Genomic DNA, 24,635 nt, shown 5'->3' on the forward strand with positions numbered 1-24,635 from the left:
AGATAGGCATTCTCCGCCCGCAGATATGCCAGCTCCTCGAGCAGCTCCTCATGGGAGCGCTCACCATCGGAGGGAGGCTCGGGCGGTGGAGATGGGGGCTTCTGGGGCATCGGGCGGCGTCCCGTACGTTTCGGTTCCAAGGCGATTAGGCCACCACTATGGTACTGGCGCTCCCATCTGCCAATAGCGCCAGCGGCACGGATATCAAACAGGGCCTCGGTCTGCCGGATCGACAAGCCGTCGCGCCACATCCTTTCCAGCACCTCGCGCTTGAACGCTGGGCTGTAGTGACGGCGTGTCTGGCACAATCCTGAAGGCCCATGCTGCCGGTACTGCTCCACCCATCGCCTGACCATGGAATAGTCCAGACCAAAGTGGTGGGCGACCACTTCTAGGCCGACATCCCCATCCAGGTATTGCTGCACCACTTGCAACTTAAAGTGGTCGCTGTACTGGTTCCTCATAGAAACACCCCGAAGGTTGGATTGGGTGTCCAACTTTCGGGGTGCAGTTCACGATGGCCGGGCGCTGTCGTGTCGTCGGGTCAGTCGTCGTGCTTGGGCAGGGGGGCCAGGTGGCGGCTCAGGGGAAGCACGTCACTGGGCTCGTCACCCGGGTCGAAGCTGACTCGTGCCACGGCGGCCTTGCGCAGTGCCGGCCAGCCCTCACGCAGCTCCTCGGCCGTCACGGCCAGGGCCCGCTCGGCGATGCGGCGGTGCCGGTCGAAGGTGTTATCACCATAGGCGAGGGTGCGCCACAGGCGGTTGGTACGTCCGGCAAGGCTGGTGTCGCGCTGCATCAGCTCGTCGTGCACGGCCTGGCGGTAGGGGGCCAGGTCCTCATCGTCGAGTGCCTCGAGCCGCTTGGCGAAATCGTCCAGGAAGGCATCGATGCGGGCCTGGATCGCCTCGCTTCCGGTGTCGGGGGACTGCACCAGCAGGCTGATACCCGGCGCGTCCAGCATCGGCGAATAGCCCGCGTTGACCACGTAGCCGAGTTGCTCCTCGGTGCGCAGGCGCTGGTAGAAGGGGGTCTCCAGCAGCTGGCCCAGCACCGCCAGTCGCGCCTGGCTGTCGAGCGAGCGGTCCGGTCCCTGCAGGTAGCGCAGTACCAGCGACTCCTCCCGGGTGGTGGCCGGGGTCAGGGCGGGCAGGTCGTCCGCCCGCAGGGGGACGAGATCCGGAATCTCGTCGGCTGCCAGGGACGGAGAGAGCGCCTCGGCGACCAGCCGGGCCTCGCGCTCGGCGAGCGCGGCGTCGAGGTTGCCCACCGCCATGGCCTCCAGGTGCAGCTCGGCCAGGAAGCGCTCGCGGAAGTCGCGCAGGTCCTCCACGCCCAGCTCGCGGCTCGCCTCGAGCAGGACATCGGTGGGCCACTGGGGACGCACCAGGGCCTCGGCCAGGGTGCGGTGGGCCTGCCGGTAGAGGGCATCCTGGGGGGCGTTGCGCCATTCGCGCTGCAGGCGGTAGAGCACCCGGTCGAAGCTCCCCGCGTCGATCTCGCCCTCCTGCAGCTGGGCGAGCACCCGGGCAATCAGCCGGTCCTGGCGGTCCCGCCAGCCGGAGAACGACAGGGTGATGCCCCGGGCGTGGGCATAGGCCTCGAAGTCATGGCCGGCCAGGCGTGCCGGGTAGAGGGTCTCATTGAGGCTGTCGCCGAGCCAGCCGGCGAGCAGGCGGGAGAGCGCCGCCTCGCGGGCCTCTTGGCTGGCGGCGGGGTGCTGCAGGCTGATGCGCCACTCCACCTTGGGGGTGTCGAAGCTGGCATCCGCCTTGTGCCAGAAGCTGAAGCTCGGCTCCTCGATGCGCTTCTCGGGCACCTCGTCCTGGCCGTCGAGCAGTTCGAGGTCCTCGGCGATGTAGGGATTGGGCTCAGGCAGGGCGAGGCCCGCCAGCGGTTCGGCGTCGGTCGCGGCCTCGACCTCGCGCCATGGCGCATCGAACCAGGGCGAGACCTTCTCGCCCTCGACGTCCGGGCCGCTGTAGAGTCGCAGCAGCCGTTCGGGCCGCAGGCCATCGAGCCAGCGCACGATCTGGTCGCGATCGAAGCCGTCCATGCGGTAGGGCGCGACGTTGACATCCGCCAGCGGATAGCGTGACAGGTTCATGGCCAGCCGCATGGCATCGCTCTGCGGCGAGCCATGCTGCTGGAAGCGGAACTGCTGCTCGGCCAGGCGTGCCTGCTCCTCGTAGCGCCAGGCTTCCAGGCCGGCGTCGCGGATCTGGTCGATGGCGGCGAACAGGCTTTCCTGGATGCGGTCGAGCCGGTCGGCGCCGGCCGGCGTCAGACTGATGTCCACGGCGAACAGCGCATGGCGACCGTCGCCGCGGGTCACGCCCGCGGAGAGGCCATCGGCCCAGCCGGCCTCGCGCAGCACCGCGAGCAGGCTGCCCTCGCCCTCGTGACCGAGCAGGTGGGCCAGGTAGTCGGCCGGCTTGTGGCGGTAGGCCTGCTGGGGGTCGGGCACCGGGAACAGGAAGCTGACCCGCTGGCTGTCGCGCACCGACTGCATCTCGGCAGCGCGGGGCAGGGTCTCTTCCGCCACCAGCGGCGCCTCGATGACCGGGCGGGAGAGGCCGCGGTCCGGTATCTCGGCGAAGCGCTCGGTGACCAGTGCCTCCAGGTCATCGAGGGGCTGGGGGGCGACCACGGCCAGGTGCATCACGTTGGCACCATAGTGGTTCTCGTAGAAGTCGATCACGCGCTCGCGCAGGCTCGGCTCGCCCTCGGGGCGGTCGGCCAGGGTCTCGCGGCTGCCCACCGAGAAGCCGGTGGTCGGGTGGTCGGGGTTGAGCAGCTCGTTGAGCACGTCCTGGGCGCGGCGCCCATCCTCGCGGAGTCGGGCCTGGTATTCGGAGTGCACCACGTTGCGCTCGCTCTCCAGCCGGTCGGCGTTGAACAGCGGGGCGACGAAGAAGCGGCTGAACCGGTCCAGGGCCCCGGGCAGCGCATCGGGCTCGATGTCGAAGAAGTAGTTGGTGTCGTGGGGGGCGGTGAAGGCATTGTGGCTGCCCCCGTGGCGTGACAGGTAGGCCTGGTAGGCATCCGACTCGGGATAGGCGTCGGTGCCCAGGAACAGCATGTGCTCGAGGAAGTGGGCCAGGCCGGCCAGATCCTCCGGGTCCTGGGCGCTGCCCACGCCCACGTTCAGCGAGGCGGCGGCCTGGTCGGCCTCCGGGTCGCTGACCAGCAGCACGCTGAGGCCGTTGTCGAGGGTCAGCGCACGGTAGTCGCGGTCGTCGTGGGGGCTGACCCGCGGCGAGACGACCTTTTCGATGGCCGCCTCCGCCTCTGGCGCCTCGGCCCGGGCGGCCAGTCCCGTCATCAGGGACGCGGCCACGGCGAGCCAGGCGAGCAGGCGGACCGGCTGGCGGAAGGGGGCAGGCAAGGGCTGTGTCATCATCGCTCCTGTGGGACGGGGTGGCGCAGCATGGGCCCGATGGGATGGGCGCAGGCCGGATCCTGGTTGGCGGGGTCATTCACACGTCTTGATACCGGAAAGGCGCCAAACAGTTCCCCGGGAGCGGGCGCAAGAAGCGCCTGCGCTTCCGCCATCGGGGTCTGGGGGTCGAGCCAGCGTTGGGCCTCGGCGGGGTCGATCACCGCTGGCAGTCGGTCGGTGAGCGGGGCGAGCAGTGGCCCCGTGGGCACCGTGATCAGCGCCATGGAATCATTGTACTCGCTCAGGGTGGTATGGAAGCGGCACCAGAGTCCCGCCAGCAGCAGCGGGCCCCGGTCGACGCGGGTCACCAGGAAGGGCTGCTTGAAGCGTGGCTGCGGCTTCCACACGTAGATGCCGCTGGCCGGCACCAGGCAGCGGCGCGCGCCGAAGGCCTCGCGGAACATGGGGCGGGCCGTCAGTGCCTCGGCCCGGGCACAGTGGGGCGCATGGTCGAGCACCTTCAGCCAGGGGGGCGTGAGCCCCCAGAAGGCATTCACCAGGCGCGGCCGCCCCCCTTCCAGGCGCACGATCGACAGGGGGCGACGCGGCGCCAGATTGGCGCCGGTGACCAGGGTGGTCTCGGCGACCAGGTCGGGCAGCAGGCGCTCGAGCTCGAGGGGGGCGATGTGCAGTCGGCCGGCCATGGGGTCTCCGGGGTGGTGGGGCGTCAGGGTAACCAAGTCGACCCGGCGAGAAAAGCGGCGAACGGGCGGTGATCCTGTCCCCGGCTTGCATCGTCATTCGTGTGGGATATCCTGTCGAAAACAGTGTTCGATGAGAGTATCCTTGTCGCCCGACCCGCGATGCCCGCGACTCTTCCTGCGAGGAAACCGATGGCCCGTCCCAGACAGCATGCCCCCGAGGCACTCCATGCTCAGGTCATGGCCGCATGCGATGCCTGGCTGCAGGAGCATCCGGCCCACACGCTGTCGCTGCGTGCCCTCGCCCGGGAGGTCGGCTGTGCGCCGAGCACCCTGCTCAAGCTCTACGGCAGCTTCGGGAACCTGCTGCAGCACGTCAACATCGAGACCCTGGCGCGCCTGCGCGGGGTGATCGAGCCGCTGCTGGCCGACATCGCCCCCGAGGAGCGGCTCAAGGCGCTGGCCAGCGCCTACTGGCAGTTCGCCCGCCAGGATGCCTATCGCTGGCAACTGCTGTTCGACTATCCCCTGGCCCAGGAGGGGGAACTGGACCAGCGCCAGAACGAGATGATCGAGGGCCTCTTCCTGCGCGTCGAGGCGACCCTCAAGGAGTACCAGCCGGCGCTGGACGACCTTGAGGCACGGCGGCTGAGCCGCACCCTCTGGGGCAGCGTCCATGGCCTGGTCCAGCTGGGGCTCAACGAGCGCCTCGGCTACTGGCAGGGTGAGCCGCTGGAGGTGCGCGAGCTGCTCGACCAGCTGCTCGCGACCATCCTGGCCGGCCTCAGGCACGCGCCCGGCGTGACGTGATGACCCCCTGGCTATGGGGGGTCACGAGCCTGGCGGTAGTGGCGGGGAGCTGGCGACTGGCCAGTGCGCCCCGCCCCTTCCTGCGCTGGCTGGTCTTCCTGCTGGTCCATCTCGTCTATCGGCTGCGATTCCGCGGTCGACACCACATTCCCCCGCGTGGCCCGGCCATCGTCGTCTGCAACCACGTCAGTTTCATGGATGCCCTGGTAGTGGGCGGGGCAAGCCCCCGGCCGCTGCGCTTCCTGATGGACAAGCCGATCTACGAGTCGCCCTGGCTCAACTGGCTGTTCCGCCTGGTGGGGGCCATTCCCGTGGATGCCGACCGTCGCGATCCGGGCAGCGTGCGCCATGCGCTGGTCGAGGTCAGCCGCGCGCTGCGCCAGGGCGAGGTGGTGATGGTGTTTCCCGAAGGACGCCTGACGCCGGACGGCGAGATGCACCCCTTTCGCCGCGGCCTCGAGCTGATCCTGGCCCGGGATGCGGTGCCAGTGGTGCCCGCCGGGCTGGCCGGCCTCTGGGGCTCCTGGACCTCGCACCATGGCGGTAAGGCGCTGACCCGGCCGCCTCGCCGGTTCCGGGCGCGGGTGGCCCTCTTCTTCGGTGAGCCCATGCCGGCCGGCGAGGCGAGCCGGCGCAACGTCGAGGCACGGGTGCGGGCACTCAAGGCCGAGGCCGAGGGCTGGGCCGACAGCGCGCGGAGGTAGGGGTCAGCCGCGGCGCGGGGGGCGCCGCACCGGCTGCCAGCAGCGTGCCGCGGTGATCAGGTTGTCGCGGACCTCGAGGATCTCCATGCGCACGCTGCCGATCTGCAGGCAGGCCGGCCCGTCGGGGAAGGACTCCAGGTGCTCGAGGATCACGCCATTGAGGGTCTTGGGGCCATCCGTGGGCAGCAGCCAGCCCAGCGCCTTGTTGATGTCGCGGATGTTGGCGGTGCCGTCGATCACGTGGCTGCCGTCTTCCTGCGGATGGATCTCCTGGTCCAGGCCCGCCACGTCGGTGGTGAACTCGCCGACGATCTCCTCGAGGATGTCCTCCAGGGTCACCAGCCCCTCCACATCGCCGTACTCGTCCACCACGATGCCGATGCGCCGCTTCTGCTTCTGGAAGTTGAGCAACTGGGTATGCAGCGGGGTGGACTCGGGGATGAAGTAGGGCTCGCGGGCCTCCTGGACGATGGCCGCCTTGGTCACCTCGCCGCGGGACAGGAAGCGCGCCGCATTGCGCAGGTGGAGCATGCCGATGATGTTGTTGATGTCGCCCTTGTAGACCGGTACCCGGGTGTGCTGGCTGGTGCGGATGCGGGCCAGGATCTCCTCCAGGTCGTCGTCCAGGTCGAGGCCCATCACCTCGTGGCGCGGCACCATGATGTCGTTGACGGTGACGTTCTCGAGGTCGAGGATCGACAGCAGCATCGCCTGGTGGCGGCGCGGGATCAGGGTGCCGGCCTCGTGCACCACGGTGCGTAGCTCGTCGCGGGTCAGGTTGTCGGCGCCCCCGTCGATGTTCCTGACCCCCAGCAGGCGCAGCAGGCCATTGGAGATCGCGTTGACCAGCCATACCAGCGGGTAGAGCAGCTTGAGCAGCGGCTCGAGCACCAGCGAGGCAGGGTAGGCGATGCGCTCCGGCTTCACCGCCGCATAGGTCTTGGGGCCCACCTCGGCGAAGATCAGGATCACGATGGTGAGGATCAGCGGGGCGATGGCCGGGCCGGTCACCTCGCCGAAGAAATGGATGGCGACTACCGTGGCGATGGCCGCGGCCAGGTTGTTGACCAGGTTGTTGCCGATCAGGATCACGCCGATCAGCCGGTCGGGGCGGGCCAGCAGACGCAGCACGCGCTGGGCGGCGCGCTCACCGCTGTTCGCCTGGTGGCTCAGGCGATAGCGGTTGATCGACATCATCCCGGTCTCGGAACTGGAGAAGAAGGCGGAAAGACAGATGAGCAGAAACAGCAGGCCGAACAGCAGTCCCAGCGGGAAGTCGTCACTCAAGTCGAAGGGTCCTCAAAGGCGTATCAGGCTCGAGTTGTAGGGGGTCGGTCATCCGGTGTCAAGGCGCGTGCCGGCGTCAGCCGCGGTCGAGCAGGATCTCCAGCACGAACTTGCTGCCGAAGTAGGCGATCAGCAGCACCAGGCAGCCCCCCAGGGTCCAGCGGACCGCCCGCATGCCTCGCCAGCCCAGCCGGTGGTGGCTGAACAGCAGGGTGGCGAAGATCACCCAGGCGGCCAGCGAGAGGATCGACTTGTGGGCCAGGTGCTGGGCGAACATGTTGTCGAGGAACAGGAAGCCGCTGACGATCGACAGGGTCAGCAGGACCATGCCGGCCCAGATCAGCTCGAAGAGGATCCGCTCCATGGTGGTCAGCGGCGGCAGCGACTGGACCACGCCGCGGATATGGTGGTGGCGCAGCGCCTGGTTCTGGACGCCGAGCAGCACCGCCTGGATGGCGGCGATGGCCAGCAGCGCGAAGGCCAGCGCGGAGCTCAGGGCGTGCAGGGCGATCCCCGGTGTCATGCCGGCTCCACGCTCGGGGCTCGGCAGGCCGACGGCCAGCAGCAGGGTCAGGCCGGCCAGCGGCAGCAGGCCGGTGGCGACGTTGAGCACCGGCTTGACGAGGCTGACCACCAGCAGCACCAGGACGGCCAGGCCGCTGGCCAGCACCGCGCTGGTCGAGAGCCCGGGCAGCAGGGAGTCGCCGCGGACCAGCAGCGCAGCGGCCAGGGGCAGGTGGCAGAGCAGGCCGAGCAGGCCCAGGACTCGCACCAGCATGGCGCGGGGCGGCACTCGCCGGGCCAGGGTCAGCCCCTGCCAGGAGGCGGCACCGAGATAGAAGATGAAGGCCATGACGGCAAGTGATAGCGGCTGCATCGATCGCTGTCCGTGCGCCTTCGCCAGCGCTGGTGGTAGGGAATGGAGCCGCTACTATACCGAATCCGCTTGGCCGCGCACAGCATGTCGGTGCCCCTCGCGGGGCCGGGAATGCCCGCCATGCATGGAGACTGGCGGCCACAGGGCGTATAATTTTCGACCATTGCAGGGAGCCCCCGGTCGGTGCCGGGTAGGCTCTCCGGCCATCGTGAGTGGAGAGGCCCATGTTCCAGAATCTCAGCGAGCGTCTGTCGCAGACGCTCAAGTCTATCAAGGGTCAGGCGCGCCTGACCGAGGACAACGTCAAGGACACCCTGCGCGAGGTGCGCCGGGCGCTGCTCGAGGCCGACGTGGCCCTGCCGGTGGTCAAGGCGTTCATCGACCGCGTGCGCGAGCGCGCGGTGGGGCAGGAGGTCTCCCAGAGCCTTTCCCCGGGGCAGCAGTTCGTCAAGATCGTCCAGCAGGAGCTCGAGGCGATCATGGGCGAGGCCAACGAGGGGCTGACCCTCAAGGGCACCCCGGCCGTGGTGCTGATGGCCGGCCTGCAGGGCGCGGGCAAGACCACCTCGGTAGCCAAGCTCGCGCGCTACCTGCGTGAGCGGGAGAAGAAGAAGGTGCTGGTGGTCTCCGCCGACGTCTATCGGCCGGCGGCCATCGACCAGCTCGAGACCCTGGCCCGCGAGGTCGAGGTCGACTTCTTCCCGTCGCGCTCCGACCAGAAGCCCGTCGACATCGCCGAGGCGGCGATCAAGCATGCCAGGATCCAGTTCCATGACGTGGTGATCGTCGACACCGCCGGTCGCCTGGCCATCGACGAGGCGATGATGGCCGAGATCCAGGCGCTGCATAAGGCCGTGGTGCCCGCCGAGACGCTGTTCGTCGTCGATGCCATGACCGGCCAGGATGCCGCCAACACCGCCAAGGCCTTCCACGAGGCGCTGCCGCTGACCGGGGTGATCCTCACCAAGGCCGATGGCGATGCCCGCGGCGGTGCGGCGCTGTCGGTGCGCCACATCACCGGTAAGCCGATCAAGTTCATGGGCGTGGGCGAGAAGGTCGATGCCCTCGAGCCCTTCCATCCGGACCGCGTGGCCTCGCGGATCCTCGGCATGGGCGACGTGCTGTCGCTGATCGAGGAGGCCGAGCGCACCGTCGACAAGCAGAAGGCCGAACAGCTGGCCAGGAAGGTCAAGAAGGGGCAGGGCTTCGATCTCGAGGACTTCCGCGACCAGCTCCAGCAGCTCAAGAAGATGGGCGGCATGGGCGGCCTGATGGGCAAGCTGCCGGGGATGGGCCAGATGGCCGAGATGGCCCAGGGCCCCGGGCCCGAGAAGGAGCTGGGCAAGCTCGAGGCGCTGATCAACTCCATGACTCCCCAGGAGCGGCGCAAGCCCGAGATCATCAACGGCTCGCGCAAGCGGCGCATTGCCGCCGGGGCCGGCCTGCAGGTGCCGGACCTGAACCGCCTGCTCAAGCAGCACAAGCAGATGCAGAAGATGATGAAGAAGGCGGGCAAGAAGGGCGGCATGCAGAAGATGATGCGCGGCATGTCCGGCATGATGGGCGGCCCGGGCGGCCCGGGTGGACCCGGTGGCATGGGGGGCATGGGCGGTCCCGGCGGCATGCCGTGGCGCTGAGCCTGCCCGCCGCGGGCCGGCTCCCGCAAAAAGGTTTCCAAGTCGGGCGGTTTTCCGTAGAATGTCGCGTCTTCACTGGCAGGACCGCGATCGACGCGGTCATCGTCGTGACCGAATGACCCGAAGCCGGGCCGTCGGCCCGCTTCCCGTAGCAGATCGTCGAGGGCCAGCAGGGTATCGGTACCTCGGCCGAAACATCCGCAACTTCAACCGAAGGATAATCAACGCATGGTTACCATTCGTCTGGCACGTGGTGGCGCCAAGAAGCGTCCCTTCTACCACCTCACCGTGACCGATTCTCGCAAGTCCCGTGACGGCCGCTTCATCGAGCGCCTGGGCTTCTTCAACCCCGTGGCCCGTGGCCAGGAAGAGCGCCTGCGCGTCGACCTGGAGCGCATCAGCCACTGGCAGAGCCAGGGTGCCCAGCTCTCCGACCGCGTCGCCGAGCTGGTCAAGGAAGCCCGCAAGCAGGCCTGAAGGGCCTGACTTGCCGGCTGCAACGGTCCAGGGGTCGTCGATGAGCGAAAATGCGCAAGCGCAGCCCGCCGACGATCATGTGGTGCTGGGCACGCTGACCAGCCCCTACGGTGTCAAGGGCTGGCTTAAGGTGTACTCGTACACCAGCCCCATGGAGGGCATCCTCGACTACGCGTCCTGGGTGCTGCGCCAGGGGACGACGCTGACCCGGGTGGGCGTCGTCCAGGGGCGTCGCCAGGGCAAGGGCCTGGTGGCCCGGCTCGAGGGAATCGACAGCCGCGAGGCGGCCGAGGCCCTGGCCGGGGCCGAGATCCTGCTGCCCAAGGCGGAACTGCCCGCGCTCGAGGCTGATGACTACTACTGGTATCAGCTGGAGGGTCTCCGGGTGGTGACCCGCGAGGGACTGGCGCTTGGACACATCGCCTATCTCTTCGAGACCGGCGCCAACGACGTCATGGTCGTCAAGGGCGAGGTCGACGAGGGCATCGAGGCACGCGAGCGGTTGCTGCCCTACCTGCCCGGCGAGGTGGTGCTGGACGTGGACCTCGAGGCCGGCGTGATGACCGTCGACTGGGATCCGGATTTTTGATGGCACCAGGTTTGACGGAAACCGGTCTGATGGCACCCGATTCGACGTCGGCCGACATGTGGATCGGGGTAGTATCGCTGTTTCCCGAGATGTTCGAGGCGATCACTCGCCATGGCGTCACGGGCAGGGCGGTGGAGAAGGGGCGCATCGCGCTCGAGTTCTGGAACCCCCGGGACTATGCCACCGACCGGCATCGCACCGTGGACGATCGCCCCTATGGCGGTGGCCCGGGGATGCTGATGAAGGTCGACACCCTGCGCTCGGCCATCCACGCCGCTCGCGAGCGGGCCGAGGCGGCCACCGGGAAACGGGCGAAGGTCATCTACCTGTCGCCCCAGGGGCGCCGCCTGGATCAGCGGGGCGTGCAGGAACTGGCGTCGGGCCCACCCCTGGTGGTGGTGGCCGGACGCTACGAAGGCATCGATGAGCGGGTGGTGGAAGCCGACATCGATGAGGAGTGGTCGATCGGCGACTATGTGCTCAGCGGCGGCGAGCTGCCGGCCATGGTGCTGATCGATGCCGCGGCAAGGCTGGTGCCCGGAGTGCTGGGCCATCAGGATTCCGCGGTCGAGGACTCCTTCAACGACGGACTGCTGGATTGTCCGCACTATACGCGCCCGGAGGAAATCGATGGGCGGCGGGTGCCGGAGGTCCTGCTCAGCGGCCACCATGGCGCCATCCGGCGCTGGCGGCTCAAGCAGTCCCTGGGGCGGACCTGGCTCAGGCGCCCCGACCTGCTGGAAGGCAGGACGTTGAGTGCCGAGCAGTGCGAGCTGCTCGAGGAGTTCATCGAGGACTACGCGCTGACCAGCCGATAGGTCAGGGCGGAGGTGCAGGACGCCACGACGCCCCGAGCGGGCAGGCGGACCTGTGTCACCAACGCATTCCCGCGCTCTCGAGCTCGACTCGGGCGCCGGGATCACGGTTCGCCGGCGACCCAAGCCGACCGGCGGATCAGGTTATCAAGGAGTCAATGTCATGAGCAGCAAGAACAAGGTGATCCAGGCGCTCGAGAGCGAGCAGATGAGCAAGGAAGTGCCGGTCTTCGCCCCCGGCGATACCGTGGTCGTCCAGGTCAAGGTCAAGGAAGGCACCCGTGAGCGCCTCCAGGCCTTCGAAGGCGTGGTCATCGGCAAGCGCAACCGCGGCCTGAACTCGGCCTTCACCGTGCGCAAGATCTCCCACGGTGTCGGTGTCGAGCGGACCTTCCAGACCTACAGCCCGCTGGTCGACTCCATCGAGGTCAAGCGTCGCGGTGACGTGCGCCAGGCCAAGCTGTACTACCTCCGCGAGCGCAGCGGCCGGTCTGCCCGCATCAAGGAAAAGCTGGCCTGAGGCGAGCGCCTCTGCCGGCCCGTGGTGCCGGGGCCCCAGGCCCCGCACCCCTTGCGAAACCCCGTCACCGCTCCGCGGGGCGGGGTTTCGTGCTGCTGGGGCATGTCCGGGAGCCGTATGGAAACCACCATGGATGCGGGCACGCTGGTCGATGCCTTTCTCGACGGCCTGTGGCTGGAGCGGGGCGCGAGCGCCAATACCCTGGCCGCCTATCGCCATGACCTGAGTGCCTGGCAGGCTCGCCTCGAGGGCGTCGACCAGCGGCTGCTGGCACCGGCCGGCGGGGTGCTGCCGGCCTGGCTCGACGAGCGTCGCGACGCCGGTTACAGCCTGCGCAGCAACGCCCGTCTGCTCTCCAGCCTGCGGGGGTTCTACCGCTGGGCGCTGGCCGAGGGGCTCGTCGACCACGACCCGCTGGCCGAGGTTCGCCTGCCCCGGGTGCGCCCCTCGCTCCCCGATACCCTGGAGGAGGCCGAGGTGGAGCGCCTGCTCGCGGCCCCGGACCTCACCACCGACCTGGGCATGCGCGACAGGGCCATGCTCGAGGTCCTCTACGGGGCCGGGCTGCGGGTCTCTGAGCTGGTCGGGCTGACCACCGACGCGGTGAACCTGCGCCAGGGCGTGGTCCGGGTGCGGGGCAAGGGCGACAAGGACCGCCTGGTGCCGCTGGGCGAGGAGGCCGTGGCGTGGCTGACCCGCTACCTGCGCGGCGCCCGCGGCGCGCTGATGGTCGACATCACCCGGCCGGCGCTGTTTCCCGGGCGCGCCGACCGCTGCCTGACGCGCCAGGCCTTCTGGCACCGCATCAAGGCCCATGCGCGTACCGCGGGCATCGACCGTCCGCTGTCGCCGCACACCCTGCGCCACGCCTTCGCCACCCATCTGTTGAATCATGGGGCCAACCTGCGTGTCGTACAGCTGCTGCTCGGTCACAGCGACCTCTCGACCACGCAGATCTACACCCATGTGGCGCAGGTGCGACTGGAAGCCCTGCACGCCGACCATCATCCTCGAGGCTGACTCATGAGACGATCGATCCTTACCCTCGGCGGCGGACTGCTCGCCGCCTCCCTGGCCCTGCTGCCCGCCGCCCAGGCCGACCCGGCCGAACAACTGGCCGAGACCCTCACGGTCAATGGCCAGTCCATGCCGGTGGAGCGCGTGCGCGAGACGCCGCTGGAGGGCTTCTTCGAGGTCCGGCTGGAGAGCGGGGAGACCTTCTACAGCAACGCCGAGGGCAGCCACTTCCTGGTCGGCGACCTCTACGAGAACGGCGAGAGCGGCCTGGTCAACCTCACCGAGCAGGGGAACAATGCCGAGCGCAGCGGGCGTCTCGCCGCGGTGCCGGAGAGCGAGCGGGTGGTCTTCCGCGGCGCCGACGAGAGCCGCGCCACCCTCATGGTCTTCACCGACACCACCTGCCCCTACTGCCGTCAGCTCCATGAGGAGGTGCCGCGCCTCAACGAGATGGGTATCGAGGTGCACTACCTGGCCTTCCCGCGCAGCGGCCTGGGCTCGCCGGGGGGGCGGGAGCTGCAGCAGGTGTGGTGCGCCGACAATCCGGCCGAGGCCATGTCCGCGGCCAAGCGCGAGGAAGCGCTGTCGGGTGCCGCCGACTGCGACAATCCGGTCGAGGAACAGTATCATCTGGGCATGGAGCTCGGCGTCCAGGGCACGCCGGCGATCGTGCTGCCCGATGGTCGCCTGGTACCCGGCTATGTGCCGGCGGAGCGCCTGGCCGCCATGCTCGGCCTGAACGAGTGATGACCGACGTCGACGAACGTCGGCACGGCGGGCCCGGACGGGCCCGATCCACGCTGAGACACACGCCAGAACGAGGGGAATGACATTGAAACCGGTGAGAGTGGGAATCTGTGGCCTGGGGACCGTCGGTGGCGGAACCTTCAACGTGCTGACGCGCAATGCCGACGACATCGCCCGGCGGGCGGGGCGTCCGATCGTCATCGAGCAGGTCGCCTTCCGCAGCCTCAATCCCGACTGTGACACCACCGGCATCCGGACCACCTCCGACGTCTTCGAGGTGGCCACCAACCCCGACATCGACGTGCTGGTCGAACTGATCGGGGGCTACGACGTGGCCCGCGAGCTGGTGCTCACCGCCATCGAGCACGGCAAGCACGTGGTCACCGCCAACAAGGCGCTGATCGCCGTGCACGGCAACGAGATCTTCCGCGCCGCCCACGAGAAGGGCGTGATCGTCGCCTTCGAGGCGGCGGTGGCCGGCGGCATCCCGGTGATCAAGTCGCTGCGCGAGGGCCTGGGCGCCAACCGCATCGAGTGGGTGGCCGGCATCATCAACGGCACCGGCAACTACATCCTGACCCACATGCGCGACGAGGGGCGTGCCTTCGAGGACGTGCTCGCCGAGGCCCAGGCGCTGGGCTATGCCGAGTCCGACCCGACCTTCGACGTCGAGGGCATCGACGCCGCCCACAAGCTGACCATCCTCGCCTCCATCGCCTATGGCGTGCCGCTGCAGTTCGACAAGGCCTACACCGAAGGCATCTCGCGCATCACCGCCGACGACGTGGAGCAGGCCGACAACCTGGGCTACATCATCAAGCACCTGGGCATCTCCAAGCGCACCGAGGCGGGCCTCGAGCTACGCGTGCACCCGACCCTGATTCCCAAGGAGCGCCTGCTGGCGAGCGTCCATGGCGTCAAGAACGCCATCGCCATCATGGGCGATGCCGTCGGGCCGACCCTCTACTACGGGGCCGGTGCCGGCGCCGAGCCCACCGCCTCCGCGGTGGTCGCCGACCTGCTGGACGTGGCGCGCGACATCGCCACCGACCACCACTACCGGGTGCCCTACCTGGCCTTCAGCGGCATCGGCGAACCGGAGTGCGACCTGCCGATCATGCCCATGGAGGACATCATCACCGCCTACTACCTCAGGCTGCTGGCGGTGGACCGTCCCGGCGTGCTGGCGCGGGTGGCGACGATCCTCTCCGAGCAGGGCATCTCGATCGAGGCGCTGATCCAGAAGGAGGCCACCGAGGGCGAGCTGGTGCCGATCATCCTGCTGACCCATCGCACCCGCGAGAAGCAGATGAACGAGGCGATCCGCCTGATCGAGTCGCTGGCCGACATCGCCGGACCGGTGACGCGGATTCGCGTCGAGTCGCTGGACGAGCAGGAGTAAGCCATGCGCTATATCAGCACCCGCGGGCAGGCGCCCGCGCTCTCCTTCGAGGAGGTCGTGCTCACCGGAATGGCCAGCGATGGCGGCCTCTACGTGCCGGAGGAGATTCCGATGCTTTCCCATGACGACCTGGCGGCCATGGCGGGGCTCTCCTATGCCGAGATCGCCTTCCGGGTCATGAAGCCTTACGTCAACGGCGAGATCGACGATGCGACCTTCCGGGGCATCGTCGAGGAGGCCTATGCCACCTTCAGCCACGACGCCGTGGTGCCCCTCAACCAGCTCGACGCCAACCACTTCCTGCTCGAGCTGTTCCACGGCCCGACCCTGGCCTTCAAGGACGTGGCCCTGCAGCTGCTCGGCCGCATCCTCGATCACTTCCTGCAGAAGCGCGGCGAGCGGGCCGTCATCATGGGGGCGACCTCCGGCGACACCGGCTCGGCGGCCATCGAGGGCTGTCGCCACTGCGACAACCTCGACATCTTCATCCTGCACCCCCACCAGCGGGTCTCGGAGGTGCAGCGCCGCCAGATGACCACGGTGCTGGCCGACAACGTCTTCAACGTCGCCATCGAGGGCAACTTCGATGACGCCCAGGCCATGGTCAAGGCGAGCTTCGCCGACCAGGGCTTCCTCGACGGCACCCGGCTGGTGGCGGTGAACTCCATCAACTGGGCGCGCATCATGGCCCAGATCGTCTACTACGTCGCCTCGGCCGTGGCGCTGGGGGCCCCCCACCGGGCGGTGAGCTTCTGCGTGCCCTCGGCCAACTTCGGCAATGTCTTCGCCGGCTACATGGCCAAGCGCATGGGGCTGCCGGTGAAGCAGTTCATCATCGCCACCAACGCCAACGACATCCTGCACCGTACCCTGGCCGACAACGACTTCTCCAAGCAGGAGCTGGTGGCCACCCTGGCGCCCTCCATGGACATCGTGGTGTCATCCAACTTCGAGCGGCTGCTGTTCGAGGCCTACGAGCGCGACGGGGCGGCGGTGAAGGCCCTGCTCGAGCGCTTCCAGAGCGAGCCCTCGGCGCTGGCCGAGGCGCCGCTGGCCAGGCTGCGCGAGTCCTTCGCCAGCCACAGCGTGAGTGATGCCACCATCCTGGAGGTGATCCGCGAGGCGCATCACCGCACCCAGGAGATCCTCGACCCGCACACCGCCACCGGCTACCGTGCCGCCGAGCAGGCGCGTGCCGATGCCGCGACCCCGGTGATCACCCTGGCCACGGCCCACCCGGCCAAGTTCGCCGAGGCGGTGGTCAAGGCCGGCTTCCCGGGGGTGCTGCTGCCGCCGCACATGGACGACCTGCTGGAGCGCGAAGAGCGCTACAGCGTGCTGCCGGCGGAGCTTTCTGCCGTGCAGCGGTTCGTCGTCGAGAACCGCCGCTGAACCGCATGCCTTTAGTGCAGCGTCATCACTAGCGAGGGGCGCCGGGGATAGGCCGAAGAGGAGGTCCTATGCCAGGGATGGCATCGGTAGCGCCCAGGGATGGGTTCACAGCGCCTCCTCGCAGGCCTGTCGCCGGATCAGCCCCGAGCGGGCTGCTGCCCCCTGTTCTCAACCGTCCGCGATAACCCGCAGGAGTCAGGCTTGGACGCCGTCACCGATCCCATCGAGCTGCAGGGGCGCTTGCGCCCCCGCATCCAGCCCAGGCCCCGTGATGAGGGGCTCTATGCCCGTGCCCGCGAAGAGGGCCTGACCGAGCTTCAGGCCCGGGTGCTAGCAGGGCGGATCAAAGGCTACCAGGGTGAACTGGCGCCGCTGGTCTCGCCCAGCCTGCGCCACCTGGCCCATCCCGAGAAGCTCGCCGACGCAAGGCGTGCGGCGGAGCGCATCGCCCAGGCGGTGGTGGATGGCGAGCATATCGGCATCCTCACCGACTACGACGTGGACGGCATCACCTCCCACGTGGTGATCCGGCGCACCCTGGTCGAGCTCTTCGGGGTGCCCGAGGCGCGCCTGCACAGCCTGATCGGCCACCGCATCCATGACGGTTACGGCATCAGCCTGCCGCTGGTGGAGCGCACCCTGGCGCTCTCGCCGCGGCCGAGCCTGGTGATCACCGCCGACTGCGGCAGCTCCGACGAGCCCCGCATCGCCCGGCTCCGGGACGCCGGCATCGAGGTGGTGGTCAGCGACCACCACGCCCTGCCGGTGGAGGGCCCGCCGGCCTCGGCCTACGCCGTGGTCAATCCCACCCGAGATGACTGCGCCTATCCCGACCCGACCATCGCCGGCTGCATGGTGGCCTGGCTGGTGATGTCGCTGACTCGCGGCGTGCTGATCGAGTGGGGCGTGCTGCCCGAGGCGACGCCCAAGCTCTCGCCCTGGCTCTCCTACGTGGCGCTGGGCACGGTGGCCGACTGCGTCTCCCTGGGCGGCAGCGCCGCCAACCGCGCCGTGGTGACCCACGGCCTGGCGCTGATCAACCGCATGGAGGCCGCCTGCTGGCGTGCCATGGCGGCACGCCTGGGGGCCGACAGCGTGCCCTTCGATGCCGAGACCCTGGCCTTCCAGATGGGGCCTCGGATCAACGCCCGTTCGCGGCTCGACGATCCCTATGCGGCGCTGCACTTCATGCTCGCGGCGGATGACGCCACGGCGGCGCGGCATCTGGAGACGCTGGATCAGGACAACCAGTCGCGCAAGGCGATCGAGGCCGAGATGGCCGAAGAGGCCAGGGCCCTGGCGCTGCCGGCCCTGACGGCCGACGAGCCTGCCGTCGTCGTCTTCCTGGCGTCCGGGCATCCCGGCGTGCAGGGCATCGTCGCATCAAGGCTGGTGCAGGCCTTCGGCCGACCGGCCCTGGTGCTGACGCCGGCGGCGGCCCCCGGCATGCTCACCGGTTCCGGACGCTCCATCGAGGGGCTCCACCTGCGCGACGCCCTGCAGCGGACCTTCGAACTGGCCCCCGAGGCGCTGCCGCGCTTCGGGGGCCACCGCGGCGCCGCCGGGGTGGGGGTGCCGCGCGAGCACCTGGCGGCGTTCCGTACGGCCTTTCTGCACGCGGTGAGCGAGCAGCTTGGTGATACCGAGCTCTGTCCGCGGATCTTCACCGACGGCGAACTGGCCCCCCATCAGCTCGGCCTTGCCACCCTGGACGAGCTCGAGCGGCTGGGGCCCTATGGCCGCGAGTTCGATGCCCCGCTGTTCCAGGGCGAGTTCCTGGTCGAGGCGCTGCGACCGGTGGGGGCCGATGGCAGCCACCTGATGCTGGAGCTCTCCGCCGGGGCCACGAGCCTGAAGGCGATCTGGTTCCGTGCCCTGACCCCTGGGGAGGTGCCGCCCTTCGGCGTCGGCGACCGGCTGCGCTGTGCCTTCAAGCTCAATCGCAACCGCTGGCGGGGGCGCGAGAGCCTTCAGCTGATGGTCGAGCACGCCGAGCCACTATAAGGAAAGAGAGATGGATCCCCAGGAACTGCCCACCGACCCCCATCGCGCCCATGAGGACGTGATGGCGATGCTGGTCGGCACGCTCTTCGTCGCCCTCGGCGTCAGCTTCTATACCCAGGCGATGCTGCTCACCGGCAGTACCGCGGGCCTGGCCTTCCTGCTGCAGTACGTCACCGGCTGGCGCTTCGGCCTCGGGTTCTTCCTGATCAACTTGCCGTTCTACTGGCTGGCCGTGCGTCGCATGGGCTGGTCGTTCACCCTGCGCACCTTCGTGGCCATCGGCCTGGTCTCGGTGTTCTCGGAGCTCACCGCCGGCTGGATCCGCATCGAGTGGCTGCAGCCGCTCTATGCAGCCCTGATGGGCGGCAGCCTGATCGGCATCGGCATGCTGGTGCTGTTCCGCCACCGCACGAGTCTCGGCGGCATCAACATCCTCGCGCTCTTCCTGCAGGACCGCTACGGCTGGCGGGCGGGCTACGTCCAGCTGGGCATCGATGCGCTCATCATGCTGGTCGCCCTGCTGGTGCTGCCGATGGAGCGGGTGGGCCTCTCGGTGCTGGGCGCCGTGGCGCTCAACCTGATCATCGCGCTGAACCACAAGCCGGGGCGCTATATGGGCGTCAGCTGAGGCGTGGTGACTCAGTAGTTGGGCCAGACCCCGGGGGTGGCCAGCTCCAGCAGGTGACCGTCGGGGTCACGGTCTAATATAGAGGCAGACTCTCCCGGGAGAGCGATATCACGAGCACTGGTCTCAATAGTTGGGCCAGACGCCCGGCGTGGCCAGCTCCAGCAGGTGACCGTCGGGGTCACGGAAATAGAGACTCTCTCCCCCTCGTGGCCAGTGGGTGCGCCCCTCGATGGCGATGCCGTGGTCCTCGAGCTGGCCCTCCCAGGCCGCGAGTTCGCGGGCGGCGATGGCGAAGGCGAGGTGCACCCGGCCGCGGCCGTCGTGGGGCGGGATGGTGCCCATCTCGTCCGGCAGCACCACGGTCTCCAGCGTCTCGCCGTGCAGGAAGAGCAGCAGCACCGAGCCGGCCCCGGCGTCATAGGCGGTGAAGCGATGGTCGGCGTTGAAGGGGTCGAGCCCCATCACGCCCTCGAAGAAGCTCCGCGCCCGGGCCATGTCCTCCACGTAGAGCGCGGTCTCCAGTACACCGTTGAGCCTGGGCATGGCCACCTCCGATCCCGGTATGCGCCTTCAGTCTAGCAAGGGTCAGCGCTGGCTCCCCCAGAACCACCAGGCGATCAGGGCGATCGATGCCAGGCCGGCGAGATTGACGATCCAGTTCATCACTTGGCCTCCTCGTGTTGGTGGCTGCCGTTGTCGCCGCCCGCGACCTCGGCGGAAGGGCGGAACAGGCGCAGCCGGTTGGCGTTGCTCACCACGGTGATCGAGGAGAGCGACATGGCGGCCCCGGCGATCATCGGCGAGAGCAGGGTGCCGGTGATGGGGTAGAGCACCCCGGCGGCGATGGGAATGCCCAGGGTGTTATAGCCGAAGGCGCCCACCAGGTTCTGCTTGATGTTGCGCAGGGTGGCCCGGCTGATCTCGATGGCGGCGGCCACGCCGTGCAGCGAGCCGCGCACCAGGGTGATGCCGGCGCTCTCGATGGCCACGTCGGTGCCCTGGCCGATGGCGAAGCCCACGTCGGCCCGGGCCAGGGCCGGGGCGTCGTTGATGCCGTCGCCCACCATGCCGACGACCTCGCCCTCGCCCTGAAGGCGCTCGATCTCGGCGTGCTTGTCCTCGGGCAGCAGGCCGGCGCGGAAGTCGTCGATGCCGACTTCCCGGGCGATGGCGCCGGCGGTGTGCGCGTTGTCGCCGGTGAGCATCACCACCTTGAGGCCGTCGGCCTGCAGGCGCTTCACGGCCGCGATGGTGTCATGGCGCAGCGGGTCGCTGATGCCGAACAGCGCGGCCAGCCGGCCATCCACCGCCAGATAGACCACGGTGCGCGCCTTCTCTTCCAGTTTTCCGGCAATGTCGCGGCCGCTGGAAAGGTCGATCCCGGCTTCCTCCAGCAGGCGGGCATTGCCCAGCAGCAGCGCCCTGCCGTCGGCGGTGGTCGCCTTGACCCCGCCGCCGGTGACGGTGTCGAAGTCCCGAATCTCGCCGGGCTCGGCCTGCCGTTCTTCCGCGTGCGCCAGCAGGGCGGCCGCGAGGGGGTGCTCGGAGCCGCGCTCCAGGGCCACCACCAGGCCCAGCACCTCCCGCTCGTCGCCCTCGAGCACCTCCGATTCCGTCACCTCCGGCTTGCCCTCGGTCAGGGTGCCGGTCTTGTCCACCACCAGGGTGGTGAGCTTGCTGGCGGTCTGCAGGGCATCGCCGCTTCTCACCAGCACGCCATGCTCGGCCGCCTTGCCCACGCCGATCATGGTGGAGATCGGCGTGGCCAGGCCCAGGGCGCAGGGGCAGGCGATGATCAGCACCGTGGTGGCGGTGACCAGCATATGGATCACCCGTGGCTCGGCACCGAAGTTGAACCAGGCCAGCGCGGTGATCACGGCGATGATCATCACCGAGGGCACGAAGACGCTGGACACCTGATCGGCCAGCTGGCCGATGGGCGGGCGGGAGTTCTGGGCGCTGGCCACCTGCTCGGTGATCTGGCCCAGACGGGTGTCGGCACCGACGCGGGTGGCGCGATAGACCAGCGAACCCTTGCCGTTGACCGTGCCGGCACTCACCTCGTCGCCCTCGCCCTTGGTCATCGGTAGGGGCTCGCCGGTGAGCATGGACTCGTCGATATGGCTCTGCCCCTCGGTCACCTCACCGTCCACCGGCAGGCGTTCGCCGGGGCGCACGCGGATGTGGTCGCCCTTGCGCACCTCGTCGATGTCGACCTCGCGCTCCTCGCCGTCGCGGATCACCCGCGCGGTACGGCTCTGCAGGTCGAGCAGTCGCTTGAGGGCATCGCTGGTCCGGCCCCGCGCCCGTAACTCCAGGGCATTGCCCAGCAGCACCAGGCCGATGATCATCGCCGAGGCCTCGAAGTAGATGCCGCGGGCCACCTCGGGCAGCCAGGGCCCGAAGGCCACCACCGCCATGGAGTAGAGCCAGGCGGTGCCGGTGCCCATGGCGATCAGGGTATCCATGTTGGCCTGGTGGTGCCGGAAGTTCTTCCAGGCATTGACGAAGAAGTGGCGGCCCGGGAACACCATCACCGCCAGCGTCAGCAGGCCGATCACCAGCCAGTAGAGCCGCCCGGCCCCCACGGGGTGGGGGTGGAAGACGAACATGCTCGCCATGAGGGGCACGGCCAGGGCCAGCGACCAGGCACTCCCCTTCAGGCGGCGGCGATACTCCCGCGCGTCGCGCTCGGCGCGGGCCTGCTCGGCCTCGCGCATGTCGACGATGGGCTCGGCACCGTAGCCCACGTCCTCCACGGCACGGACCAGGGCATCCGGGTCGGCGCTGCCGCGCACCTGGGCGGTATGGGTGCCGAAGTTGACCTCCGCGCCGACCACGCCGGGCGTGCGCTCCAGGGCCTGCTGGACGCTCTTCACGCAGCTGGCACAGGTCATGCCGCTGATCGACAGCCGTCGGGTGGTGGCGCGCGCCCCGCTCTCTTCCGCCTCTGGGGCCTTGTCATGCTCCTGACCGGATGGGCACTCGGGCCCCGGCTCGGGGGATGACTGGGCCTCTGCGTCAGCAGCGTCCGTGGGCCGAGCGGGTGGGTAGCCGGCCTCTTCCAGCAGCCGGTCCAGGGTGGTGTCCTCCAGGGCAGTCTCCACCGCCAGGCGCTTCTCGTCCGGGAAGCCGACCACCTCGGCCTCCGGGTCCTCGGCCTGGATCGCCTTGCGCATCCTGCCGACACAGCCCTGGCAGCTCATGCCCGGCACGCGGCGCTCATGGTGCCATCGGCCGGCTACCGGGTAGCCGGCCTCGGCCAGCGCCTTGTCCAGGGCGTCATCGGTCAGGGTGGTGGTGACCTCGAGGCGCTTCTCGGACGGCATGCCGGTGACCTCGGCCTGGGCGTCCCGGGCCTGGATGGCCCGGCGCATGGTGGCCACGCAGCCCTGGCAGTTCATGCCGGGCACCTGGCGTTCCAGTGGCTGTCTGGCGTTCATCGGGTCTCCTCGCCGGTCTCGTGGCCGGCAGTGAGCGGTTCGGGAAAGCTCTCGATCAGGCGGCAGAGGCTGTGGCCGTCGGGGGTGCCGTCGGGCATCTCCTCCCAGGCGGCAAGGGCCTGCTCCATGCGCGAAGCCAGGGATTGCAGCTCGCGGATCCGGTCACGGATCTGCGGCAGCCGGCTGGCCAGCAGGTCGCGCACCATGGGACAGGGCGAGTCGCCATGGTCGGCGTGGTCGAGGATATCGCGGATCTCGGCCACGCCGAACCCCAGGGTGCGGGCCCGCTGGATGAAGCGCAGCCGGTCCAGATCCTTCTGTCCAAACAGCTGGTAGCCGTTCTCGGGGTGGCGCTCGGGATGCAGCAGCCCCTCGCGGATGTAGTGGCGCACGGTTTCGGCGGTGACGCCGGCCAGCCGTGCCAGTTCGCTGACCTTCATGGCGGTGTCTCTCGGCGATGTCATGGCGCAAGTGTAAAACCCTTGTGTTACCCATAGGTCAAGGGGCAGTGGAGACGCGCCTGCCGAGCTGCACGTATGTTGTCTAAGTTAATGAAAGTTCAAGGAATGAAACAGTTGTTCGACCAAAGTATTAGCGTTTTTTGTTTTCAAACGGCCGTTTGTGCTTGATCCCGGGTGGCGGATTCGCAAACACTGCGGGTACGCCAGAAGGATCAACGACAAGTACCCAGCATCACCTACCCGAAAGGATGTCGAGCCCATGCACAACAAGTTCAACAAGCTCTCCCTCGCCGTGGCCCTTGCCTCCACGGCACTGATCGCCAGCCAGGTGTCCGCCTCCGGCTTCCAGGTCCGCGAGCAGAGTGCCAAGACACTGGCCAACGCCCTCTCCAACGCCACCGCCGGTGCCGAGGACGCCAGCTTCATGGCCTACAACCCGGCCGCCATCGGCAATATCGACGGCAACCAGGTCGTCGGCGGGGTGGCCTATATCGATGCCAATTTCGAGTTGCAGGATGCCGAGGCCAGCAGCGTCGGTGGCACCCCTTATATCTCTAACGCTTCAAATCAAGGGGGCGAAAGCGCTGTGGTGCCGGCCTTTGCCGCCAAGACGCAGCTGAACGAGCAGTTCGACCTGGGCCTGGCCATCTACGCGCCCTATGGGCTCTCCACCAAGTACGACGAGGACTGGATCGGCCGCTATCACGCCATCGAGACCGAACTGACCACCATCGACTTCCAGCCGACGCTCAACTATCGCGCGACCGAGCGCCTCAATTTGGCCGTGGGGCTGCGGGCGCAATATGCGGATGCCACCTTGTCACAGGCCGTTGACACGGGGCTTAATCCATTAACTGGGCAAAGCGCTAACCCTAATGGGGATTTTGATGCCTTAGCTGAGGTAACAGGCGACGACTGGGGCTATGGCTATACGCTCGGCGCACTCTTCCAGGTCACCGATCAGACCCGCCTGGGGATCAGCTATCGTTCGGAAATCGATCTGACCCTGGAAGGTGAGGTGGACTACAGCTCTGATAACCCTCTGGTGGCAGCAGGTCTCCCGGGTAGCCAGGGGGGAACCGCAGACTTGACCACTCCTGCCAACATGAACCTGGGCATCTATCACCAGCTGACCGATCGGCTGGCACTGATGGCCAATGCCGAATGGACCGAGTGGAGCAGCTTCGACGAGCTGGTGGTCGAGTTCGAGGATGGCTCTAGCAATCCGACAACCGAGAACTGGGATGATACCTGGGCCTTCTCGGTGGGCGCCAACTATGCACTGACCCCGCAGTGGCTGCTGCGTGCCGGCCTGGGCGTCGACGAGAGCCCGATCCCCAGTGCCGAGTACCGCACCCCGCGGGTGCCGGATGCCGATCGCCAGTGGGCCACCTTCGGCGCCACCTGGATGCCCAGCCCGGAGCTCGGCATCACCGCCGGCTACATGCATGTCTTCGCCGACGATGGCGATATCGACCAGCAGGCGACCGCCACCAACGAGAATGCGAGCAGGGGCAACCTCTCGGGGACCTACGAGGTTTCGGCGGATGTCTTCGCCCTGTCCGTGGACTACCGCTTTTGAGCATCGATCCTGTACCCGACCTCGAGACCCGGCTTCGGCCGGGTCTTGTCGTTCTGGACGTCCGTCGGCGTGGGCATGGATGCGGCGCGGCGGCACTTTCGCTACAATAGGCGCCTTTTCCGTGCCGTCGGCGGCCCTGGCGCCGAGCCCGCGCCGCGGC

General features: G+C 68.5%; 22 protein-coding genes. 14 read left to right on the top strand and 8 right to left on the bottom strand.

All coding sequences use genetic code 11. The features are described from left to right. From QLQ83_RS03130 to QLQ83_RS03140, 3 genes are all read right to left on the bottom strand, one after another. Positions 1 to 464 (bottom strand): transposase (locus tag QLQ83_RS03130; protein ID WP_282733626.1); only part of this gene is annotated, 464 nt, incomplete at its 3' end. A gap of 80 nt (positions 465 to 544) precedes the next feature. Beyond that, complete coding sequence (locus tag QLQ83_RS03135; protein ID WP_282734109.1) at positions 545 to 3,403, bottom strand: insulinase family protein; 2,859 nt, start codon at positions 3,401 to 3,403, stop codon at positions 545 to 547. Further along, positions 3,400 to 4,086, bottom strand: coding sequence for an SOS response-associated peptidase (locus QLQ83_RS03140; RefSeq protein WP_282734110.1), 687 nt, complete (start codon positions 4,084 to 4,086; stop codon positions 3,400 to 3,402). Before QLQ83_RS03140 ends, QLQ83_RS03135 begins: the two co-directional genes overlap by 4 nt. Positions 4,087 to 4,275: 189 nt before the next feature. Between QLQ83_RS03140 and QLQ83_RS03145 the strand changes: the two genes are divergently transcribed. Further along, the gene (locus tag QLQ83_RS03145; protein ID WP_282734111.1) at positions 4,276 to 4,893 is read left to right on the top strand and encodes a TetR/AcrR family transcriptional regulator; all 618 of its coding nucleotides are present in this window, start codon (positions 4,276 to 4,278) and stop codon (positions 4,891 to 4,893) included. Next, positions 4,893 to 5,597, top strand: coding sequence for a 1-acyl-sn-glycerol-3-phosphate acyltransferase (locus tag QLQ83_RS03150; RefSeq protein ID WP_282734112.1), 705 nt, complete (start codon positions 4,893 to 4,895; stop codon positions 5,595 to 5,597). Before QLQ83_RS03145 ends, QLQ83_RS03150 begins: the two co-directional genes overlap by 1 nt. Positions 5,598 to 5,600: 3 nt before the next feature. Here the strand turns inward: QLQ83_RS03150 and QLQ83_RS03155 are convergent, their stop codons facing one another. Both QLQ83_RS03155 and QLQ83_RS03160 read right to left on the bottom strand, forming a co-directional pair. Next, positions 5,601 to 6,884: an HlyC/CorC family transporter gene (locus QLQ83_RS03155; RefSeq protein ID WP_282734113.1), complete on the bottom strand. Its 1,284-nt coding sequence runs from the start codon at positions 6,882 to 6,884 to the stop codon at positions 5,601 to 5,603. A 76-nt stretch (positions 6,885 to 6,960) separates the two neighbouring features. Further along, positions 6,961 to 7,761, bottom strand: coding sequence for a cytochrome C assembly family protein (locus QLQ83_RS03160; RefSeq protein ID WP_282734114.1), 801 nt, complete (start codon positions 7,759 to 7,761; stop codon positions 6,961 to 6,963). Between the two features lie 224 nt (positions 7,762 to 7,985). Here QLQ83_RS03160 and ffh point away from each other — a divergent pair, with 224 nt between their 5' ends. The 11 genes from ffh to QLQ83_RS03215 all read left to right on the top strand — a co-directional run bounded on the left by ffh (position 7,986) and on the right by QLQ83_RS03215 (position 18,989). Next, a complete protein-coding gene (gene ffh, locus QLQ83_RS03165) occupies positions 7,986 to 9,398 on the top strand; it encodes a signal recognition particle protein (RefSeq protein WP_282734115.1) in 1,413 nt (470 codons plus the stop codon). A gap of 228 nt (positions 9,399 to 9,626) precedes the next feature. Beyond that, positions 9,627 to 9,875, top strand: a complete 249-nt coding sequence (gene rpsP, locus QLQ83_RS03170; RefSeq protein ID WP_133637530.1) for a 30S ribosomal protein S16 — start codon at positions 9,627 to 9,629, stop codon at positions 9,873 to 9,875. 40 nt (positions 9,876 to 9,915) lie between these two features. After that, the gene (gene rimM / locus QLQ83_RS03175) at positions 9,916 to 10,464 is read left to right on the top strand and encodes a ribosome maturation factor RimM (RefSeq protein ID WP_282734116.1); all 549 of its coding nucleotides are present in this window, start codon (positions 9,916 to 9,918) and stop codon (positions 10,462 to 10,464) included. A 56-nt stretch (positions 10,465 to 10,520) separates the two neighbouring features. After that, positions 10,521 to 11,282 carry a tRNA (guanosine(37)-N1)-methyltransferase TrmD gene (gene trmD, locus QLQ83_RS03180; protein WP_282734263.1) on the top strand — a complete coding sequence of 254 codons (762 nt, stop codon included), beginning with the start codon at positions 10,521 to 10,523 and terminating at the stop codon, positions 11,280 to 11,282. 160 nt (positions 11,283 to 11,442) lie between these two features. Beyond that, a complete protein-coding gene (gene rplS / locus QLQ83_RS03185; protein WP_282734117.1) occupies positions 11,443 to 11,799 on the top strand; it encodes a 50S ribosomal protein L19 in 357 nt (118 codons plus the stop codon). Between the two features lie 129 nt (positions 11,800 to 11,928). Continuing rightward, positions 11,929 to 12,819, top strand: a complete 891-nt coding sequence (gene xerD / locus QLQ83_RS03190; protein ID WP_282734118.1) for a site-specific tyrosine recombinase XerD — start codon at positions 11,929 to 11,931, stop codon at positions 12,817 to 12,819. Between the two features lie 3 nt (positions 12,820 to 12,822). After that, entirely contained in the window at positions 12,823 to 13,563 is a 741-nt protein-coding gene (locus QLQ83_RS03195; RefSeq protein WP_282734119.1) for a DsbC family protein, read from the top strand. 85 nt (positions 13,564 to 13,648) lie between these two features. Continuing rightward, on the top strand, positions 13,649 to 14,965 hold the full coding sequence (locus QLQ83_RS03200) for a homoserine dehydrogenase (protein ID WP_282734120.1): 1,317 nt from the start codon (positions 13,649 to 13,651) through the stop codon (positions 14,963 to 14,965). A 3-nt stretch (positions 14,966 to 14,968) separates the two neighbouring features. After that, the gene (thrC, locus tag QLQ83_RS03205) at positions 14,969 to 16,357 is read left to right on the top strand and encodes a threonine synthase (protein ID WP_282734121.1); all 1,389 of its coding nucleotides are present in this window, start codon (positions 14,969 to 14,971) and stop codon (positions 16,355 to 16,357) included. Between the two features lie 201 nt (positions 16,358 to 16,558). Then, positions 16,559 to 18,361 carry a single-stranded-DNA-specific exonuclease RecJ gene (locus QLQ83_RS03210; RefSeq protein WP_282734122.1) on the top strand — a complete coding sequence of 601 codons (1,803 nt, stop codon included), beginning with the start codon at positions 16,559 to 16,561 and terminating at the stop codon, positions 18,359 to 18,361. Positions 18,362 to 18,371: 10 nt separating this feature from the next. Then, a complete protein-coding gene (locus QLQ83_RS03215) occupies positions 18,372 to 18,989 on the top strand; it encodes a YitT family protein (protein ID WP_282734123.1) in 618 nt (205 codons plus the stop codon). A gap of 123 nt (positions 18,990 to 19,112) precedes the next feature. Here the strand turns inward: QLQ83_RS03215 and QLQ83_RS03220 are convergent, their stop codons facing one another. The 3 genes from QLQ83_RS03220 to QLQ83_RS03230 all read right to left on the bottom strand — a co-directional run bounded on the left by QLQ83_RS03220 (position 19,113) and on the right by QLQ83_RS03230 (position 22,872). Then, the gene (locus QLQ83_RS03220) at positions 19,113 to 19,532 is read right to left on the bottom strand and encodes a VOC family protein (RefSeq protein WP_282734124.1); all 420 of its coding nucleotides are present in this window, start codon (positions 19,530 to 19,532) and stop codon (positions 19,113 to 19,115) included. Positions 19,533 to 19,651: 119 nt separating this feature from the next. Further along, positions 19,652 to 22,432: a heavy metal translocating P-type ATPase gene (locus QLQ83_RS03225; protein ID WP_326521398.1), complete on the bottom strand. Its 2,781-nt coding sequence runs from the start codon at positions 22,430 to 22,432 to the stop codon at positions 19,652 to 19,654. Next, complete coding sequence (locus tag QLQ83_RS03230) at positions 22,429 to 22,872, bottom strand: MerR family transcriptional regulator (protein ID WP_282734125.1); 444 nt, start codon at positions 22,870 to 22,872, stop codon at positions 22,429 to 22,431. The genes QLQ83_RS03225 and QLQ83_RS03230 overlap by 4 nt, the downstream gene beginning before the upstream one ends. Before the next feature lie 280 nt (positions 22,873 to 23,152). Here QLQ83_RS03230 and QLQ83_RS03235 point away from each other — a divergent pair, with 280 nt between their 5' ends. Continuing rightward, positions 23,153 to 24,475: an OmpP1/FadL family transporter gene (locus QLQ83_RS03235; RefSeq protein WP_282734126.1), complete on the top strand. Its 1,323-nt coding sequence runs from the start codon at positions 23,153 to 23,155 to the stop codon at positions 24,473 to 24,475. Positions 24,476 to 24,635: the final 160 nt, after the last annotated feature.

This window comes from Halomonas rhizosphaerae (assembly GCF_030010555.1).
GTDB lineage: Bacteria > Pseudomonadota > Gammaproteobacteria > Pseudomonadales > Halomonadaceae > Halomonas > Halomonas rhizosphaerae.